The sequence below is a fragment of the Mucilaginibacter segetis genome (genome assembly GCF_016522075.1).
Taxonomy (GTDB): Bacteria; Bacteroidota; Bacteroidia; order Sphingobacteriales; family Sphingobacteriaceae; genus Mucilaginibacter; species Mucilaginibacter segetis.
In genome coordinates, this window is record NZ_JAEHFW010000003.1 from 828528 (window position 1) to 848815 (window position 20288).

General features: G+C 41.2%; 17 protein-coding genes. 5 read left to right on the forward strand and 12 right to left on the reverse strand.

The features are described 5' to 3' along the window. Positions 1–26 precede the first annotated feature (26 nt). Together I5M19_RS17425 and I5M19_RS17430 are read right to left on the reverse strand one after the other, a co-directional pair. The gene (locus tag I5M19_RS17425) at positions 27–1004 is read right to left on the reverse strand and encodes an electron transfer flavoprotein subunit alpha/FixB family protein (protein WP_200067631.1); all 978 of its coding nucleotides are present in this window, start codon (positions 1002–1004) and stop codon (positions 27–29) included. Positions 1005–1034: 30 nt separating this feature from the next. Beyond that, positions 1035–1772: an electron transfer flavoprotein subunit beta/FixA family protein gene (locus tag I5M19_RS17430; protein WP_200067710.1), complete on the reverse strand. Its 738-nt coding sequence runs from the start codon at positions 1770–1772 to the stop codon at positions 1035–1037. Positions 1773–1854: 82 nt separating this feature from the next. On the opposite strand from I5M19_RS17430, the gene I5M19_RS17435 reads away from it, so the two are divergent. Continuing rightward, positions 1855–2193 carry a tetratricopeptide repeat protein gene (locus tag I5M19_RS17435; protein WP_200067632.1) on the forward strand — a complete coding sequence of 113 codons (339 nt, stop codon included), beginning with the start codon at positions 1855–1857 and terminating at the stop codon, positions 2191–2193. Positions 2194–2201: 8 nt separating this feature from the next. Further along, positions 2202–3401, forward strand: coding sequence for a chromate efflux transporter (gene chrA / locus I5M19_RS17440; RefSeq protein WP_200067633.1), 1200 nt, complete (start codon positions 2202–2204; stop codon positions 3399–3401). A gap of 11 nt (positions 3402–3412) precedes the next feature. On the opposite strand, the gene dnaB is transcribed toward chrA, so the two are convergent. Further along, positions 3413–4972 (reverse strand): replicative DNA helicase, encoded by a 1560-nt coding sequence (gene dnaB / locus I5M19_RS17445; RefSeq protein ID WP_200067634.1) that lies wholly within the window; start codon positions 4970–4972, stop codon positions 3413–3415. A gap of 282 nt (positions 4973–5254) precedes the next feature. Between dnaB and rlmB the strand changes: the two genes are divergently transcribed. Beyond that, complete coding sequence (rlmB, locus tag I5M19_RS17450) at positions 5255–6022, forward strand: 23S rRNA (guanosine(2251)-2'-O)-methyltransferase RlmB (protein WP_200067711.1); 768 nt, start codon at positions 5255–5257, stop codon at positions 6020–6022. Between the two features lie 55 nt (positions 6023–6077). Here the strand turns inward: rlmB and I5M19_RS17455 are convergent, their stop codons facing one another. Beyond that, a complete protein-coding gene (locus tag I5M19_RS17455; protein ID WP_200067635.1) occupies positions 6078–7163 on the reverse strand; it encodes a mannose-1-phosphate guanylyltransferase in 1086 nt (361 codons plus the stop codon). A 241-nt stretch (positions 7164–7404) separates the two neighbouring features. On the opposite strand from I5M19_RS17455, the gene recQ reads away from it, so the two are divergent. Continuing rightward, positions 7405–9597 (forward strand): DNA helicase RecQ, encoded by a 2193-nt coding sequence (recQ, locus tag I5M19_RS17460; protein WP_200067712.1) that lies wholly within the window; start codon positions 7405–7407, stop codon positions 9595–9597. On the opposite strand, the gene I5M19_RS17465 is transcribed toward recQ, so the two are convergent. From I5M19_RS17465 to I5M19_RS17475, 3 genes are all read right to left on the reverse strand, one after another. Beyond that, positions 9594–10844, reverse strand: coding sequence for a DUF2254 domain-containing protein (locus I5M19_RS17465; RefSeq protein WP_200067636.1), 1251 nt, complete (start codon positions 10842–10844; stop codon positions 9594–9596). The two genes, recQ and I5M19_RS17465, sit on opposite strands and share 4 nt — an antisense overlap. Before the next feature lie 94 nt (positions 10845–10938). After that, positions 10939–12843 carry an OmpA family protein gene (locus tag I5M19_RS17470; RefSeq protein ID WP_235985867.1) on the reverse strand — a complete coding sequence of 635 codons (1905 nt, stop codon included), beginning with the start codon at positions 12841–12843 and terminating at the stop codon, positions 10939–10941. Positions 12844–12880: 37 nt separating this feature from the next. After that, positions 12881–13504 carry a 7-carboxy-7-deazaguanine synthase QueE gene (locus I5M19_RS17475; RefSeq protein ID WP_200067714.1) on the reverse strand — a complete coding sequence of 208 codons (624 nt, stop codon included), beginning with the start codon at positions 13502–13504 and terminating at the stop codon, positions 12881–12883. Positions 13505–13626: 122 nt separating this feature from the next. Between I5M19_RS17475 and I5M19_RS17480 the strand changes: the two genes are divergently transcribed. Further along, positions 13627–14391: a hypothetical protein gene (locus I5M19_RS17480; RefSeq protein ID WP_200067637.1), complete on the forward strand. Its 765-nt coding sequence runs from the start codon at positions 13627–13629 to the stop codon at positions 14389–14391. 9 nt (positions 14392–14400) lie between these two features. Here I5M19_RS17480 and I5M19_RS17485 read toward each other — a convergent pair whose 3' ends face one another. The 5 genes from I5M19_RS17485 to I5M19_RS17505 all read right to left on the reverse strand — a co-directional run bounded on the left by I5M19_RS17485 (position 14401) and on the right by I5M19_RS17505 (position 20268). After that, on the reverse strand, positions 14401–15282 hold the full coding sequence (locus I5M19_RS17485; RefSeq protein ID WP_200067715.1) for a bifunctional 5,10-methylenetetrahydrofolate dehydrogenase/5,10-methenyltetrahydrofolate cyclohydrolase: 882 nt from the start codon (positions 15280–15282) through the stop codon (positions 14401–14403). 72 nt (positions 15283–15354) lie between these two features. After that, positions 15355–17142: a translation elongation factor 4 gene (lepA, locus tag I5M19_RS17490; RefSeq protein WP_200067638.1), complete on the reverse strand. Its 1788-nt coding sequence runs from the start codon at positions 17140–17142 to the stop codon at positions 15355–15357. 64 nt (positions 17143–17206) lie between these two features. Continuing rightward, positions 17207–17980 (reverse strand): CPBP family intramembrane glutamic endopeptidase, encoded by a 774-nt coding sequence (locus I5M19_RS17495; protein ID WP_200067639.1) that lies wholly within the window; start codon positions 17978–17980, stop codon positions 17207–17209. A 5-nt stretch (positions 17981–17985) separates the two neighbouring features. Continuing rightward, positions 17986–18525 (reverse strand): hypothetical protein, encoded by a 540-nt coding sequence (locus I5M19_RS17500; RefSeq protein ID WP_200067640.1) that lies wholly within the window; start codon positions 18523–18525, stop codon positions 17986–17988. Between the two features lie 114 nt (positions 18526–18639). Next, complete coding sequence (locus I5M19_RS17505) at positions 18640–20268, reverse strand: hypothetical protein (RefSeq protein WP_200067641.1); 1629 nt, start codon at positions 20266–20268, stop codon at positions 18640–18642. Between the last annotated feature and the right edge of the window lie 20 nt (positions 20269–20288).

Consider the following 20288-nt stretch of genomic DNA (forward strand, 5'->3'; position numbering starts at 1 on the left):
GTCATTCCCCATCACCACAAATATAATTAAGCTGATGCTTTATATGCTTTAACTGCTTCAATTAATTTTGGCAAAACTTCAAAAGCATCACCAACTATGCCATAATCAGCTACCTTAAAGAACGGCGCATCGGCATCTTTGTTGATCACTACGATAACTTTTGATGAACTTACACCTGCCAAATGTTGTATTGCGCCCGAAATGCCAATGGCGATATATAAATTCGGACTTATGGATATACCTGTTTGCCCAACGTGTTCGCTATGCGGACGCCATCCTGAATCTGATACCGGTTTAGAACAGGCAGTAGCCGCACCTAAAAGTTCGGCAAGCTCTTCTACCATTCCCCAGTTTTCGGGACCCTTTAAGCCACGGCCTGCTGATACTACTATTTCGGCATCGGGTAAAGACACCTTATCGGTAGACCGCATGATCTCTTTTACGATCTCTTTAAGGTCGGACGCTTTAGGTTCAACGGCAAATTCTTCTACATTAGCGGTTCCGTCTGTTTCCACTACTTTATAGGAATTAGGTGTAAGCGCGATAATCTTTACTGCCGATGTTAGTTCAACCATGGCAAAAGCTTTACCCGAGAATGCCGTTTTTTTAACCACGAATTTTCCGTCGGTTTGTATTGGTAGGACTACGGCGCCATCGACCACGCCGGCTTCCAGCTTTACTCCTAAACGAGGTGCTAAACCCCGTCCAGAAAAGGAATTAGAAAGTACAACAATGGTTGCCGCTTCTTTTTTGGCAGCCTCAGCAATTACGGAGGCATAAGCCTGGTTAACAAAATTCTTTAGTTTATCGTTTGTTACGCTTAAAACTTTTTGAGCACCGTATTTCCCTAAAGCGGCCAATTCATCAGACGAAACATCGCCTATAGAAATAGCCGTAAGGCCGGTGTTATTTTGATCGGCTATTGCTTTGGCGTAAGATACAGCTTCAAAAGTTGATTTTTTGAATTTGCCATCGGCATTCTCCGCATATATTAAAACTGACATATCAATTGTATTCGTAAAAGTTAAGTTAAATTATATTACCCTGGCCTGTGTATGCAACAGGTCTACCAGTTCGGCGGTATTATCCGGCGCTACCAGCTTTACCTGCGAACGAGGGGCAGGAGTTTCATAACTGATGATATCCGAAAAAGTTTTTACTTCCACCGGCTCAACCACACTTAAAGGCTTTGTTCGCGCCGACATGATACCGCGCATATTAGGTATTTTAGGCTCCGCAACACCTTCGGCGGTACCGGCTGCAAATGGCAGGGGGATGGTCAGCACTTCTTTCCCGCCCTCTATTTCGCGTTCCACAGTTGCCTGTTCGCCATCCACATCAAGTTTTTTTATGATCGAAACAGATGGTATATTTAACAACTCGCCTAACATGGCCGCTACCTTTGAGCCATTATAATCAATAGATTCCCGGCCGGTAAGTATCATATCAAAAGGGTTGTTTTTAACATACTCCGCTATCTGATAGGCTACATACCATGCATCGTGTGGTTTAGCGTTTATGCGAACAGCATCAGTGGCGCCGATGGCCAATGCCTTACGAATAGTAGGCTCGGTACTCGCTTCTCCCACATTTATTACGGTAACGCTTCCTTTGCCGCCATCAGTTAACTCAATGGCGCGTGCGAGGGCTATTTCATCGTACGGGTTTATTACAAACTGTACGCCGTTAGTATTAAATTGCGTGTTATTATCGGTAAAAGTTATTTTTGTAGTGGTATCCGGAACATTGCTGATACATACCAGTATTTTCATCATCACAATTGGTTTATATTTGCAGGTATTTGTTTTTTAAAAGGGACTGCCGCAAATTTAGTTAAAAAAGAGAGCATTTAAAATGGACACAAGCAGATTAGACAAGCTACTGGCATTTATACAGAACGAACCGAATGATGAATTTTTAAAATATGCATTGGCTACAGAGTATCTGCGCCTTAATGAAACAGAGAAAGCACTGGCTTATTATGAAGACCTGGTGAATAACCATCCTGATTATACCGGAACCTATTATCATCTGGGTAAATTATATGAAGCGCTTGGCCGTACTGATGACGCCATAAGTATTTATGAGAAGGGCATGTCGATCACTAAACAAAAGCGTGAAACCCATGCATTTTCAGAATTGCAAGCCGTTTACCGCCAGGCAGCCGGTTTTGAGGATGATGACGACTATTAATTAAAACCTTGAAAGGCAAACAATTGTTATTTTTAAGGGACGTACTGCTGTACACCTTTACGGCATTTGGCGGGCCGCAGGCGCATATAGCCGTGCTGTTACGCGAATTTGTAGAAAAACGAGGTTATATTACCGAAGAAGAGTTGTTGGAATTAAATGCTCTTGCCCAATTATTACCCGGGCCATCATCAACCCAAACGCTGGTGGGTATTGCCTGGAAAGTAGGAGGGCTGCGCCTGGCTATCATTACTTTTTTAATATGGATATTGCCCTCGGCCACCATTATGTGCCTGGCTGCCATCAGTTATAAACAGTTTGCCGATAAAAATCAGTTCACAGCTATCATCCGTTTTATACAGCCTGTGGCCGTTGGCATTGTTGCATACGCTACCTATACGTTTGCGAATAGATTCTTAAGGTCAAAAGTTACTACCATGCTGGCCACGGGCTCGTTGATAGCTACCCTTATTCTGCAAAACCCTTACGCTTTCCCCTTATTGATATTAATTGGAGGCATCATATCTTCCGCGTTGGAAACACAACCACAGGAAAATGAATTGAGGGTAAAGTTATTTGCTAATACCAACCCGCGAAAGGTGTTTTACTTTATTGGAATCCTGCTTTTTTTCGCGGCGCTGGGAGCCATTATAAACCGGACCTCACCCTTTAGTTTACCCATACGCCTGTTTGAGAATTTTTATCGCAACGGCATACTTATATTTGGCGGCGGACAGGTTTTGGTGCCGTTGATGTATACGGAATTTGTAGAGCTAAAACATTATTTAAGCAATTCGGAATTTTTAACGGGTTATGCCTTACAGCAGGCACTGCCAGGCCCAACATTTTCTTTTACATCTTTTTTAGGAGGCATAACTATGGGTAATAAGGGTTATGGCATTTTGGGGCAGATAGCAGGGAGTTTGGTGGCTATAATTGGTATAAATACCCCCGGAATAATATTGATATTATTTATTGTTCCGTTTTGGAATGATCTAAAAAAAATAAACCGGATAAAAAATTCATTAAGCGGAATAAACGCAGTGTCTGTTGGTTTTATGGCAACGGCATTTGTTTTATTAGTACAGCCGTTTGGCCTTAATATAATGGCCTATTTAATAATGGCAGCTACATTTTTACTGCTTTTTTTTACTAAAATAAAAGCCCCTGTAATTATTATTATAGGGGTCATACTTGGACTTATATTTTAGGTATTCTACAATTAAAAAGGCGGTTCGTCGTCAATATCATCCATCCGCGACGGGCGTATAATAAAGTTGCTTTGCTTGTCAAAATCCTGTGACGGTCCTAAGCTGGAAAATGCGTTCCCGCCGGCAGGGAAATCACCCATTCCTGTTTCCAGGTCAGTAAATTTAACGTATTTGCCCACAAATTTTAATCTTACGCGGCCGGTTTCACCGTTACGGTGCTTGGCAATAATAACCTCTCCAACACCTTGTGTAGGATTGTTGTCTTCATCCATATCCAATCCATAGTATTCAGGGCGGTAAAGGAATAATACCATATCCGCATCCTGTTCAATTGAACCCGATTCACGCAAATCCGACAGCATAGGCCTTTTTGACCCCCCGGGGCGGTTTTCAACCGCACGGCTTAACTGCGATAGTGCTATAACCGGCACGTTAAGTTCTTTAGCTACAGATTTCAGTGCCCTTGAAATACTACCGATCTCCTGCTCGCGGTTACCGCCACCTTTGCCATCGGCCTTGCCTTGCATTAATTGCAGGTAGTCAATTATAATTAACTGAATATCGTGCTGGGATTTTAAACGACGGCATTTAGCCCTGAACTCGAAGATATTTAGCGCAGGGGTATCATCAATAATAAGTGGTGCCTGCTCTAACCGGCCGATCTTGGTATGTATCTGCTGCCATTCCCATTCTTCTAAAGTACCCTTACGTATCTTTTCCTGTTCAATTTCTGACTCTCCGGATATTAAACGGTTAACCAACTGAACAGAAGACATTTCCAGTGAAAATACCACCACCGGTTTATTAAAATCAACTGCCGCGTTACGCGCGCAGCTTAATACAAAAGCTGTTTTACCCATAGCAGGCCGGGCAGCGATGATCACAAGGTCGGATTTTTGCCAGCCAGAGGTCATACGGTCAAGATCGGTAAAGCCCGAAGCGATGCCTGTTAAGCCATCTTTTTTATCCTTCAGGGCTTCAATTTCCTTCATGGTCTCATGCATCAGGTCGTCCATCTTGCGCGAGTCGCGGCGAAGATTGTTTTGGGCAATATCAAAAAGGTTTTTTTCGGCCCTGTCTAACAGATCAAGTACATCACTGGTGTCTTCGTAAGCACTGTTAATCACATCTGTAGAAATTCTGATAAGTTCGCGCTGAATGAATTTTTGAATGATGATGCGGGAGTGATATTCGATGTTAGCTGCTGAGGCAACACGATTAGTTAATTCCGTAATATAATAAGCGCCTCCTATCATTTCCAGCTCACCCTGCTGGCGTAATTGCGCGGTAACGGTAAGTATATCAACCGGCGATGTTTTTTCAAACAAGGTACGTATTGCCTGGAATATCTTTTGATGATTATCTTTATAAAAAACCTCAGGTTTAAGAATGTCTATTACCGAGGATAGCGCATCTTTTTCGAGCATTAAAGCACCTAAAACAGCTTCCTCAAGATCGGTTGCCTGTGGTGGTAATTTCCCTAATCCGCTGTAAGGGGCAGGTGCTGTAAAACGGCTTTTTCTATCGTTAGTATCAGGTTTATAATTAGGCTTGTCGTTCTCAAAAATCATGGTGAACAAAAATATACAAAATATGTTTTGTGCGGCATATGAAAACGTTAACAATTGTTTTTAAGAGGTAAGAAAAACATTAACAGCACTATATATTTACCGGGCAATTATTAACAATACATGTGTATAACGTGTTAGTATCAATATAAGTGCCTTAACATCAGTTATGTTGATAAACTTTTTAATTGTTAGCTATTTTAAAAAAACCAATTCACCACTTGAGTTCAATTATGGTTAAATGAGTTAATATAGCTACTTTTGGACAAACATAAATTTGATTTAATGGCGTATAATGCTAAACCGGTAAGAGAAGGCAACCAGATGGTTTTTGGGATAAGAACGGTTGTAGAGGCTATCCGTTCGGGAAAGGAAATAGAGTCGCTATATATACAACGTGGGTTAGGCGGCGGCTTACTAAACGAACTGAGGGGTGTACTTACTGAATACAATATAACGGCACAGCAGGTTCCTGTAGAAAAACTTAACCGTATCACGTTAAAAAACCATCAGGGTGTTATTGCTTTTATATCACCTATCATTTATCAAAAGGCAGAGGATATTATTCCGGCGATATTTGAAAAGGGCGAGGTGCCCTTAATACTTGTGTTGGATAGCATAACAGATGTACGTAATATGGGCGCTATAGCGCGCACAGCGGAATGTGCTGGTGTACATGCCATTGTTATACCTGCAAAGGGTTCGGCACAAATAAATCCTGACGCTATAAAGACATCGGCAGGTGCATTATATAAAATTCCGGTATGCCGCCACGATAATTTCATGCAAACTGTAAAGTTTTTGCAGGAGTCGGGTCTGCAACTGGTGTGCTGTACCGAAAAAACAAACGATAATATATACAAACCTGATTATACAGCACCAACTGCCATTATTATGGGCTCAGAAGAAGACGGTATTCGTAACGATATCATCAGAATAGCCGATCATCTGGCAAAAATACCCATGTACGGAGAAATAGAATCCCTAAATGTTTCGGTTTCTACTGCCGTAATAGTTTATGAGGCCATAAGACAGCGTAGTAATATATTATAAAAAAGCCTGATCGGAGTTAACGGTCAAGCTTTTTTATAGGACGGTTTATAAGCGGTTATATATATCTGGTACCGAATTTATTTTTAACGTCGGTTACAATCTGCTTAATATTTTGTTCCTGGTCGCGCGGGCATATCAGCAAAGAATTGTTTGATTCCACTACAATAAAATCATGCAGGCCTTGTAATATCACCAACTTTTCGCCGGGCACATTAACCATGCAGTTTGATGAATCATACATGATCACTTTCTCGGCAGGTATCACGGCATTGCCCACATAATCTTTTTCGGCAAGCTGATAAATAGATGCCCAGGTGCCAAGATCTGACCATCCAAATTCTGATGGTAATACATACACATTCTCCGCCTTTTCCATAATGCCATAATCTATTGATATGTTTACACATCGCTGATATATACGGTGTACAAACTCCCTTTCCTCATCACTGTTGTAAACGCTTCTTGCTTCAGCAAATATTTCATGCATTTCGGGCAGGTAACGGTTAAACGCTTCTACTATGGCTTTTGCCGACCATACAAAAATCCCGGCGTTCCATAAAAAGTCCCCGCTTTGTATAAATGTCTGTGCAATTTCAAGCGTAGGTTTTTCAGTGAATGTTTTTACTTTATGAAAATCGCCATGTATGGTGTCATCCATATACTGTATGTAGCCGTAACCTGTATCCGGCCGGGACGGCTTAATACCTAATGTGATGAGGCAATTTTGTGTTGATGCTGCCTGTAACGATTTTTCAATTGCCGTAATAAAGGCTGTTTCATCAAGTATCAAATGATCTGATGGGGCAACAACAATGGCGGCATCCGGATTTAAAGTTTCAATTTTAAAACAACCGTACGCTACGCAAGGCGCTGTATTGCGCATAATCGGTTCCGTTAATATTTGCTGATCGGCAATTTCGGGCAATTGTTTTTTTACCAGATGCGTATAACTGTCATTGGTTACTATATAAATATTTTCCTTCGGACATACCTTCAAAAAACGCTCGTAAGTGTTCTGTATTAACGTTTTTCCGGTACCTAAAATGTCAATGAATTGCTTTGGATGACTTGTGCGGCTTATAGGCCAAAATCTGCTTCCTATTCCGCCGGCCATAATTATAGCATAGTAGTTTTTATTCATCGTATATAATAAGAATTTAATTTTTAAAAGGCGTGTTAAATGTGTACAATAATTTGTAAATTTATTATTATCTGGTATTAAATAATACCACAATGTGTTTTGTCGAATTATTTAATAAATAAATAACAATTATGTTTTATTGAATAATCATTCCAGTATAAAATTTTTAATTAACAGAACCGTTCTTTTATAAATTTGTGTTATTTTGAACTATAATTTTCAAACATATAAATAAATAATGATAGAGACTAAAAAGTCGCTTTTTGATAATCTGCAGAATTTCTTCGGATTTGACAACTTTAAGGGGGAACAAGAAGCGATTATAACTAATATTTTAGCCGGTAACGATACTTTTGTAATAATGCCCACGGGGGGCGGTAAATCTATGTGTTATCAGTTGCCGGCATTAATGAGCGAAGGTACCGCAATTGTGATATCTCCTCTTATTGCGCTAATGAAAAATCAGGTTGATCAGTTGAGGGCCTTTGGCGGATCGGACAGTATAGCTCATTTTTTAAACTCATCACTTACCAAAACAGATATTATCAGAGTTAAAGACGATGTATTAAGCGGGAAGACAAAATTACTTTATGTGGCGCCGGAATCGTTAACTAAACAGGAAAACATAGATTTCTTACGCTTAAATCAGGTGTCATTTGTTGCTGTTGATGAAGCACATTGTATTTCGGAATGGGGACATGATTTCAGACCGGAATACCGCAAGATAAGGCAGGTAATAAGTAATATAGGCGATAATATTCCTATTATAGCCCTTACCGCTACAGCTACTCCTAAGGTACAGCAGGATATTCAAAAAAACCTGCATATGAATAATGCCACAGTTTTTAAATCATCCTTTAATCGTGCCAACTTATTTTATGAGGTTAGGGCAAAACGTAATGCTATTAAGGAGATCGTAAAATTTGTAAGGCAAAACCAGGGCAAATCAGGTATCATTTATTGCCTTAGCCGTAAAAAAGTGGAAGAGGTTGCTGAAGCGCTGAATTTAAATGGTGTTAAGGCGTTGCCATACCATGCCGGGCTTGACCCAAAGGTGCGGGCTGATACTCAGGACAAATTCCTGATGGAAGATGTGGATGTTATTGTAGCTACCATAGCTTTCGGGATGGGCATTGATAAGCCTGATGTAAGGTATGTTATTCATCATGACATGCCTAAAAGCATGGAAGGGTATTACCAGGAAACCGGTCGCGCCGGGCGAGATGGGGGTGAGGGTGTTTGTGTGGCGTTTTACTCGGGTAAGGATATTGATAAACTGCAAAAGTTTATGAAAGACAAACCTGTTGCCGAACGGGAAATAGGTACACAAATACTTAAAGAAGTTATTGATTACGCAGAATCATCTGTGTGTCGTCGTAAACAGTTGCTGCATTACTTTGGTGAAAATTTTAACGAAGCCGGCTGCAACAATATGTGCGATAACTGTTGTGCCCAAAAGGTGCATTTTGATGGCGAAGAGCACTTACACAAGGCATTGAGTTTATTAAAGCTTATTGGTGATAAATTTGATGATTGCCACCTCATTAATATTTTAATGGGTAAGGATGACGCCCAGGTTAAAAATTACAAGCACGATCAGTTAGATTACTTTGGCTCGGGCAAAGAGGAGGGTGAAAAACTTTGGAATTCCCTGTTACGCCAGGCGCTGTTAGATAATTTTATATCAAAGGATATTGACCAGTACGGACTGTTGCGCTTAACCAAATCAGGTAATTCTTTCCTTGAAAACCCTTATAGTATACGTTTTATATTAAATCGTGATATGGGGGCTACGGATGATGACGAGGCCGACGACGGCCCTAAGCACGGAGGTGGCGCGTTGGATACCCAATTGCTGCAAATGCTTAAGGATCTGCGTAAAAAGCTGGCCAAACAAAAGGGCCTGCCGCCTTTTGTAATATTTCAGGATCCATCGCTGGAGGAAATGTGTACACACTACCCGGTAAGCACCGATGAACTGAAACAAATATCGGGAGTAGGTGCAGGTAAAGCCATGAAATTCGGAGCACCATTCATTGACCTGATCAAAAAATATGTTGAAGACAATGATATTGACCGCCCAGTTGATATGGTGATCAAAAGTGCGGCGAATAAGTCGGCGCTTAAGGTTTTTATTATCCAGAATATAGACAGGCATTTGAATTTAGAGGATATAGCGGCATCTAAAGGCTTATCTTATGAAGAGATACTAAAAGAGGTGGAAACCATAGTAAATTCCGGTACTAAGCTTAATCTGAACTATTACATTGATGAGCTTATTGATGAGGATAAACAGGAAGAAGTATTTGATTACTTTAAAACTGCAGAGGTTGACTCTATTGATGAAGCACTGAACGAATTAGGGGGCGACGATTATACCCGGGAAGAGGTTCAACTGATGCGAATAAAATTCCTTTCGGAAGTGGGTAATTAAACAGGTTGCTTGTTATGCGTTTTTTCTATTTGTAGATTAACCTTGTCCAGCAAATCTTGTAATAACTTACGGTGATGGTGGTTGTTTGCAGAGGATATCAACTGCTCCAGCATCAACCTCATACTATTTTGAATGTACCTGTCTTTATAGCCATAATCCCATATGGGATTAAAGCAATTCTCTAACAGTTGTTCAAAGTTAATTTCTTTGTACCATATACGTATGTTGTCGTCTTCATCGTTGTAAACCAATTTTGGAAAGTGATGAAGACGAAAATAAAAAAGATTGGTTAATGCATGCAGGCTTAATACCGCCGTTTGCGGATCATTAATACCCGGACTAAGTGCTTTTATGGCTACTTCTGCCAGTTGATGAAAGCCAAAATAAGGAGTTCTATCTATAGGTTGGCCATCGTACATATCTATCGATAGTAATAAGTCATGTTCTTCATCTTCTGTAAGTTCGGTTTTATCGTAAACTTTTAACAGATCTTGCCCCTGTAGTAAATACGTTCCGGATGTGTGCAAAATCTCTACCCTGCATTTATTTTTGCTTGTAAATTTTAATAGTCCTTTGGTATCAAAGCCCTGGTAATAGCCCGAGCTTTTTATTTTTACGATATAATATTTTACATCAGGCGAAGTGATAACTGCTTCATTATTAGCTGTGCAAGTTTTAAATAACGCATTCAGCGTTTGTTTATGTACCCGTTCAATAATGGTTTCAAACTTTACAGACTGGGTTACATAATGCAGGAAATATATAAACAGGAAAATATCAACAACAGTAATGGTAAGCAGCAGGTAGATACTTAGTGCAGGAATGTAAATGCCGGCATCAACATCTCTGATAGTGCTCACTGTAAATAAAGCATAAACAATTGTACCCAAATAAAAGCCCAGTACAATTTGCTGAAAACGGTTTACAATCATGCTTTCCAGCATACGGTTACTCATTTGCGAGGCCGCCTGATTAAGCAATATCATCACCATTGAAAAACTAAAAACCATTAAGGATATAATTCCGCCGGCTATAGTTGATGCTATTGACCGGGCGGTACTGGCATCGCGCAGACGGATCCAGCTATAGTTAGTTTTAATACTTTTTCCGATATCAGAAAAATCGAATTGCAGCATGAGCCAAGAAAACAGTAAAAAGCCAATAGCAATTATTGCAGGATAAAACGCAATGCTGGTAATTACTTTATTATATGTTTTCCGCAGCCATTGGGTTAGAGGATTATTCATTTATGCAGAGATATAGGTATAAGTATTCGTGTATTTAAGGAATGATAAATAATCGTTTTTGTTTTTGCAGCACTAATAAAAGAACGTAGCAGGTTTATTTTCCTATGATCTTGAATTCGGTGCGCCTGTTTTTGCTCCGGTTCTCATCTGAGGTGTTGGGCGCCAGTGGTTCGGCCTTACCATAACCTTTATATACTAAGCGTGACGCATTGATACCTTTAGCCACCAAATATTGATAAACAGCTTTTGCCCTGTTCTCTGATAATACCTGGTTAGTGTTATCATTACCTACATTATCCGTATAGCCGGATATTTCTATTTTTAATCCGGGGTTAAGCGTTAAGAAATCAATAAGCTTTTGCAGTTCTGCCTTTGATTCATCTTCCAGGTCGTATTTATTGGTGTCAAAAAAAATGTTTTTCAGTACTACCTTGTTACCCACCTCAATAGGCGATAAGGCCACCGCAATATTAAACGCCATCTTAGGTTTATGACCTACAAGCGAAAAGTTATCCGAATAGAAAAGGTATCCTGGTTTGGAAATATTTAATCCGTAATTTTTTCCGGTGGTAAGCGTAGCCAAAAATTCTCCCTTTTCTGTAGAGCTGTAATCCTGGTAAACAGGCAGGTTCTTTTGCAGATCAATAATTTCAACTGCGGCCTCCAATGGAGCAGTTGTTTTAATATCACTTACGATGCCCTTAACATAGGTTACAGAATTAGGCCTCAGGTTTTGAGGTAATTCAAAAGTGTAAATATCATATCCGCCATAACCTTTTAAATTGTTTGATGAGAAAAAGGCATAGGAGCCGTTTGCTGTTAAGGTAAGTCCGTTCTCGTCTCCGCTGGAGTTTATAGGATAGCCCAGATTCTCGGGTTTTTGCCATTTGCCATCTTTACCTAAACGGCTTACAAAAATATCCTTATTACCCATGCCCGGCCAGCCGTTACTGCAAAAATAAAAGGTACTGTCGTCCGGGTGGATGAATGGTGATTGCTCGTCATATGGTGTATTAATATTCGGTCCTAAATTTTCTGGCTGCCCCCAACCTTTAGCCGTCAGGGTTGATTTCCATATATCATAACCACCGTAACCGCCACGGCGATTACTCACAAAATATAGGGTGCGGCCATCGGCACTTATGGATGGCTGAGCTTCCCATCCGGTTGTATTTACCGGGGCACTCAGGCTAAAGGGTTTATCCCAGTCGTCGCCTTTTTTCCGGGCAATATATATGTCGCAGCGTCCCATGCCGTCGGGGCGGTTACAGCCCGTGAAAAATAAATATTTTCCATCCTGGGATATAGATTGTGCACCTTCGTTGTAACGTGGTGTGTTTATAGCATCACTTAAATACGTCGCTGTTTTCCAGGCACCGTTTTGCCTGTCGCTTTTATAAAAATCTTCGTTGTTATCTATCTTACGGGTAAAAATCAAGGTACTTTCATCAGCAGTAGCCACAGGTAAATACTCGTCGTTTACGGTGTTAATTTCAGGGCCCATATTAATGGGTGTGAAGGCTACCGGGTGTAGCTGCGCCTGTATACTGAATTTGCAGTCACTGATAAGTTTTTGGGCGTAGGCAATATTTTGCGGGATAATATTAGGGTAGGTAAGGTATGTTTCTAAGTGCCGCTGTGCTTCAGGGTATTGAGCTTCGGAAACTTCGCAGTCGCCTATTTTAAGATAAACCGCCCTGTTAAAATCGGGGTCGAGTGCTATCACTCTCAAAAATTCCTGAATAGCAGGTTTGTTGTTCCTTTTAAGCCGGTAAATGTCCGCCAGCAAAAAATGAGCCTCTACAAATTTATCGTCTTCTTTTATGGCCTTCTGCAATTGGCCGATGGCCGCGTCATACAAATGCTCGTCAACACTTTGGTTGGCAAGCGCATAAAACTTAATAGCTTCCTTGTCCGTAGTAGTATAACGTTGTTGCTGCGCATATATATCCACGGTAATCAGCAGCATTAAAACAAGTAGAAATAGCTTTCGCATCATGGTCTGATACGTTTAATAACAAACTAAGTTACAAATACTAAGGGATATTCAGGTATTTGTGCGTTTGTAAGGATATTTCCCATTTTGGGTTATTCATCACATACTCTACAATAAGCGGGGTCATTTCCTTTGCTTTTGACCACTCCGGCTGCAGGTATAGTTTGCATTTGTCTGAAACCATCAGCGCATTGTGCTCTGCAAATGCAAAGTCCGATTTGTTGAATACGATCACTTTTAATTCATCTGCCTTATCAGCTACCTGCTGTACAGGTGCTTTGAACTTTTTGGGCGATAAGCAGATCCAATCCCAACTGCCCGAGAGGGGGTAAGCGCCGGAAGTTTCTATAAAAGTTTTTAAACCGCTTTTTTGCAGCTGAGCGGTAAGATAACCCAGATTGTAGATAAGCGGTTCGCCGCCGGTAACTACAATTGCCTTTGAGGGGTATTTAGATGCATGCTGCACTATTTCATCTGCAGCGGTAAGCGGATGCATATCTGCATCCCAGCTTTCTTTTACATCGCACCAATGGCAGCCTACATCGCAGCCGCCAAGGCGTATAAAGTACGCGGCTTTTCCGGTGTTGTAACCCTCACCCTGTATCGTATAAAACTCTTCCATTAAAGGAAGCAATGTGCCATCTTCCGGAACCTGTGCCATAATTATGCTGCAAATTTAAGTTTAATGCCCTAAGCGCAAAGCATATCCTGCCATTATTTACAGTAAAATGTCTTTTACCACGCTTTCTTTCTTTTTTAAGAAATATTACTTTTAATTTTAAGCAAATGAAACGACTTCGCTTATTGGTTCTTTTTTTGATCGTGCTTGCTTTTAGCTCATGCGTTGATATTGAGGAACATTACGATTTTAAAGCTGATGGAAGTTGCAACGTAGCGTACACCTTTGATATGAGCAAAGCGGTTTCCGTTTTAATGAACCTCATGACAGATTCGGTAAGGGAAACCCCTCAGTTCAATCTCGTAAAAGATACAACCCTTAATTTTTATAGTGCGCTACCTGATAGTATTTCTCATAAAATGACGGTTGAAGAAATAGAAATGACTCAAAAAAGTGAACTGACTATTAATATGAACCTGAAAAAAAATATTATGAAGGTGAGTGTTGATCATGAGGCGCAAAATAATTCGGAACTTAAATATTACCTGCAGCATTTGAATAATATATCAATGAACAGCCAGTTTGCTAATGTAACCGATAATAAGTTAGCCCCCGGCGATTTTGATGCAAAATCATTACTGACAAGCCAGGATTATTATAACTATGAAATTACCCCGCATAAATTTTACCGTATAATCGACAAAGAAAAATTCAAATCCTTTCTGAAAAAAACCGGATCCAAGTTTGCCATGGCCAAAGCCATGCTGATTGATATGCCTTATAAGGTAGTGTTGAATTTTGTTAAGCCGGTAAAAAAGCTGAACAACCCAAAAGCGGTATTATCTGCTGACAGGCGCAAGGTAACTTTAGTAACCAGTATGGATGAGGTGATGAAAAACCCCTCATTAATGAACCTGCAAATAGATTTTTAAGTATCACCCTTATTGATAAACTTCTTTATTGGCCGATGCCAGTGTGTTTTTAAGCAAGCCCACAATGGTCATTAATCCTACGCCGCCTGGTACGGGGGTAATAAAGGACGATTTGAGTGCTACATTCTCAAAATCGACATCGCCATATAACTTATAGCCGGATTTTGTTAACGTAGAAGTTTCACGGTTCATACCCACATCAATTACCACAACACCGTCTTTCACCATATCAGCAGTTATGAAATTCTTTTTACCTATGGCTACGATGAGTATATCCGCATCAAGGGTAAATTTTTTAATATCGGGTGTACGGCTATGGCAAATGGTTACGGTACAGTTGCCGGGATAGGTATTACGAGCCATTAAAATACTCATGGGCGAACCTACTATATTACTGCGGCCCACTACTACACAATGCTTGCCCGATGTTTCCACTCCGTATTCTTTCAGCATCAGGGTGATACCATAAGGGGTAGCCGGAATAAACGAAGGCAGGTTGCGTTGCATACGGCCCAGATTAACCGGATGAAAACCATCTACATCCTTACGGTGATCTATACGTTCGGTTACTTTTTCAGGATCGATGTGTTTAGGTAAAGGTAACTGTACAATAATCCCGTCTATATCCTCATCGGCGTTCAACTCAGCAACTTTAGCAAGCAATTCCTCTTCTGTAACATTATCCTCATAACGTACCAGAGTCGATTTAAAGCCCACCTTTTCGCAGTTCTTCATCTTACTGGCTACGTATGTTTCGCTGCCGCCATCGTGCCCAACCAAAACCGCCACCAAGTGTGGCTTGCGTCCGGTACGTGCTAATATTTTAGCTGCTTCTTCCGCTATTTCTATCTTAAGCTTTTCTGATACGAATTTTCCGTCAAGTAACTGCATTTGAGAGTCAGGATATAAGAGCCGAGAACCAGAATAACCTGTATCCTGGTTCATAGCTCTTGAGTTTAAAATTTAATCCAATTTTAATACCGCCATAAACGCCGATTGCGGTATCTCTACGTTACCCACCTGGCGCATGCGTTTTTTACCTTTTTTCTGTTTTTCCAACAATTTACGCTTACGCGATATATCACCACCATAACATTTGGCGGTAACATCTTTACGTAAGGCTTTTACCGTTTCGCGCGCGATGATCTTAGCGCCAATAGATGCCTGTATAATAATTTCGAACTGCTGGCGCGGTAAAAGCTCTTTTAGCTTCTCGCATATCTTTTTACCAAAGTCGTACGAGTTACCCCGGAATATCAATGATGACAAGGCATCAACCGGTTCAGAATTTAAGCGGATATCCAATCGTACCAGATCGCTTGCACGATATCCTATCTGGTGGTAATCAAATGATGCATAACCTTTTGATATGGTTTTTAGCTTATCATAAAAATCGAATACGATCTCGCCCATTGGCATTTCAAATACCATCTCCACGCGATCGGCGGTTAAGTACGACTGGTTTTTGATGAAACCACGTTTTTGTATACAAAGCGACATCACCGGGCCAACAAATTCAGCCTTGGTAATAATGGTTGCTTTAATGTATGGCTCTTCTACACGGTCAATTTTACTTGGGTCGGGCAAGTCCGATGGGTTGTTTACCGTTACTTCATCACCTTTGGTAGTGTAAGCAATATAAGATACGTTGGGCACGGTGGTAATCACCGTCATGTCAAACTCGCGCTCCAGCCGCTCCTGGATGATCTCCATGTGCAGCATTCCTAAAAATCCGCAACGGAAACCGAAACCTAAAGCTGCTGATGATTCCGGCTCAAAAACCAGAGATGCATCATTTAACTGCAACTTGGCCATGCTCTCGCGTAATTCTTCAAAATCTTCGGTATCAACAGGATAAATACCGGCAAATACCATAGGTTTTACCTCTTCAAACCCCTGTATACCCTGCGGGCACGGGCGGTCAACCTTAGTAATGGTATCGCCCACCTTTACTTCGCGGGCTTCTTTTATGCCGGATATGATATACCCCACGTCGCCTGTCTTTATTACATCCTTAGCTTGTGGCCTCAACTTTAATGTACCAACTTCATCGGCCAGGTACTGTTTGCCCGTAGCAACAAATTTTACCTTATCGTTTTTACGTATCTCGCCGTTTACAACTTTGAAATAAGCAATAATACCCCGGAAGGAGTTAAATACCGAATCGAATATCAGGGCTTGTAAAGGTGCTTCAGGGTCGCCAACAGGATGAGGTACACGCTCAACAATTGCCCGTAAAATATCATGTACACCCTGGCCCGTTTTACCGGACGCGGCTAAAATTTCTTCGCGTTTGCAACCAATAAGATCCACTATCTGATCCTTAACCTCTTCGGGCATGGCACCGGGCAGATCCATTTTATTCAGCACCGGGATGATCTCCAGGTCGTTCTCCAAAGCCAGGTACAGATTAGATATGGTTTGCGCCTGAATGCCCTGCGCGGCATCAACTATCAATAAGGCACCTTCGCAGGCTGCTATTGAACGTGATACCTCGTACGAAAAATCGACGTGGCCGGGGGTATCTATCAGGTTGAGGGTATATTTTTCACCATCAAGCTCATAATCCATTTGTATGGCGTGGCTTTTTATGGTAATACCACGCTCGCGTTCCAGGTCCATATCATCAAGCAATTGTGCCTGCGATTCGCGCTGAGTGATGGTATTGGTATATTCTAACAACCTGTCGGCAAGAGTACTCTTACCGTGGTCGATGTGTGCTATTATACAAAAGTTACGTATGTGCTTCATTCAGGCGCAAAAATAACTTTTTAAGCGGATAAATCATTACAGGTAAATTTTTTACCTTATCGGATCAAAGTAATTCAAAAAGACACGCGGTAAGGTTAAAGAAAAAGTGGAAGAATATGCCATACCATAAGGTGTTTTCCCGTATGCGCACATGAGCGATAAACAAGGCAAAGGGGATAAGCCAGAATAATGAGATAAAACTCAGGTGAATTATAGCGAAAAGAAATGCTGATATATAAATAGCCTGTTCTTTATCCGCTACTTTTAACAGCGTGCCAAGCAGGTAACCACGAAAACCTAATTCTTCGAATAAAGCGGGCATAACCGCTGTGAAAAAAACTATTAACAGTTCGGCAAAAAAATTTCCTTTAAACAGATAATAATAATTTTCTTCTCTGGAGAATATGGTCAGGTTTAACCAGCTAACAGAATAGTGGACCAAAATAGCCCCCATCATAGCCATGGCCCCATATAGCGATGCTTTTTGTATGGAGAAATTAATAAAATTCAGTAGCTTTTTATTTTCTTTCCAATAGATAAGGAAAAAGGCCAGCGAATTCACAGCAAGAGCTATACTGAAAAACAACAGCCACGAAAATGTTTGAAATACATCAAAGAATTTTGACGCACAGCAAATAATTAAGGTAATGGCATAAAATAGTGCCGATTGTTTTAATAACAGCCACTGGTTGCCTATCTTATCAGGTTCTGTTAAATATTGTTTGGCACCGCAACTTCCGCAAAACCTGCAATCAACTGCTATTAGTACATTGCAGGATATACAGTTCTTTTGATCTGCAGATTCAATTACTTCAGCACTAATTTCTTCGCTTACCAAACTATTCAGGTTATGTTATTTTCCTTTTTAAAACGTTCCAGTTCCAACGCAGATTTTATCCCCTTTATCATATAACCAATAATAACAATTTTAACTATTATGCCACTCACCAGGTTAGCAGGGTTATCTATAATGGCCAGCACCTGCACTATGGTATACAGGCAAAGACCTGAAACTATACAGGCGAGCGGTTTTTTTTGACTATAGCCACCCAGCGCTAAAAACAAAGCCGCAAGTATAACATAAACCAAAACATAAGCTAAAATGTCCGGGTCATCCTTTTTGATGAAAAAATTGATAACGCCCACAAACATAAAAACCCCTGCAAGGTAATATAAGCTGTTTCTTGCTGATTTGATCTTATTGTTGAAATCGTTCATGTCGATATCTATGACATCACGATTGGCGATAAAGGATCTTTGTTCAAAATCGGACCCCTTTAAAGGATAACCGCAGTTGGTACAATAAACATCATCAGCTACGACATCTGTAAAGCATGCATCACACTTTTCTATTGCTGCTTCGGCAGGAATAATATTTTCCATTTATTTTTAAGGTTTAAGTATCCCAATATAATTATAGAAATTGATTGAGGAAAATTATAGCTTATATTTTTAAGAAAATATTGTAAGTGCACCTGCCAATGTCAGATATTGCTGCTAATTCCCTGCTGCTTCCACAAAAATGGGTGTTTCTGTTACCTGTACTTTTAATTTTCCGTTTGCGGTGTTCAGCACCTGTTTGGTCATGGCATCGGCGCCCACTTTTAAGTTATACAGGTTTGCTTTAGCAGCAGTTCCCAGATCGAGGGTGTATTCTCCCGTTCGGCCTTTTTGGTCGGGGATGGTGAGTATATACATTACCTTTTTGCCCGACTGATACTTATCTACCAGCGGATCGGCATGGATGGTACCTTTATACACATAGTTGCCCATTAGTTTGGTGGTTTGCAAAATGTAATCGGCAGCCGGGCGGCGTTTTGTACCTTCGGCCAGGCCTGAAGTGGAGTACTGTTCAGGGTTACCCGGTACCGCATCAAACAGCTGATAAAAAAATAACCGTTTAATTCCGTGCCTCATATAAAGCAACGCACTGCGTAATATCCAGTCGGCCTGTGTTAACAATGCCGGTTTATTACCGATAGGAGGTGCATGCTGGTAACTTTGCTGATTGATGTCATATCCTGTTTCGGTAACCCAAACCGGTATATTACCAGGTAGTTCGGCTGCCATTTTTATAAACCCATCGGCAATACGGCCTGATTCTGACAATTCAGGCGCTACGCCCGTTGTAGCGCGGATGTGCGTTAATACGCTGCCATCGTTGGAGTACAGGTGATAGTTGATCACATCAAAACAAAGATTTACCGTGCCGTCTGCCTTGTAGCCCCGGTTGGCTTTGCACCATGCAACCATGCGGCGCACATAATCCGGATTGGCAGTTGCAAGGCCGCCAATTACCACCTGCATATTCGGATCGGCGGTTTTAACGCCGGCATCTGGCCCCAGTGTACCTTTGTGCCCATCGTAAAACGCTGACAGATTTGCGGCATATTGCTCGGGCGTTTGCGTGGCTTTGTCGCCCTTCCACCAGCGGTCGTTCTCATTTCCGCATTCTATATATCTTATCAGGCCGAGGCCTATTTTTACCACATTCACCGGATCGTTTTTCCAGCGGGGACGGCTATCCACCTTTACCAGTGACGAGTCTACATCGGCATTATAACCATAACGAGCGGCAAACTGAAACGCCGTACGCGCCTGTATCACATAGCTTGCCGGGGAGCTGAGGTCGGAACCATAAGGGGCAGGTATGTCCTCATCATCCCGCTGGTCGGCAGGGTAGGTGTTCATCATCCAAACCGGCAGGTTTTTAAGATCGGCCAAAACCATAATGCCATCCTGCTTGCATCGGGTATACATTACATCGTAATACCAACTGCCATTATTGGTGGGGTTATAGGTATAATTACCGCGGGTGTTCTCCAGTTTGTTCCAGTTCATGTAATGCCTTACCGCACTAAAGCATTTAATGAGCGCCATGTTATCCTCATAAATATGACTCCTGTTATTTGGCGCAGCGGGATTTTCCAGGAAATTCCATTCGTAACTGTTTATCCCGAACATGTTTTTAAGGGGCGTTTGGTTAGAGTCGTTAGCGGCCCGGGCAGTAGTTATGGTAACGCTATCTACACCGTGCGACCTTCCTGGCTCAACCCGGCACCGGGTGAAGGCCATTATGGCAAGCAATACAGGAACAAACGATTTAGGATATACAAGCAGATTCATAATTACGAATATAGCAACAC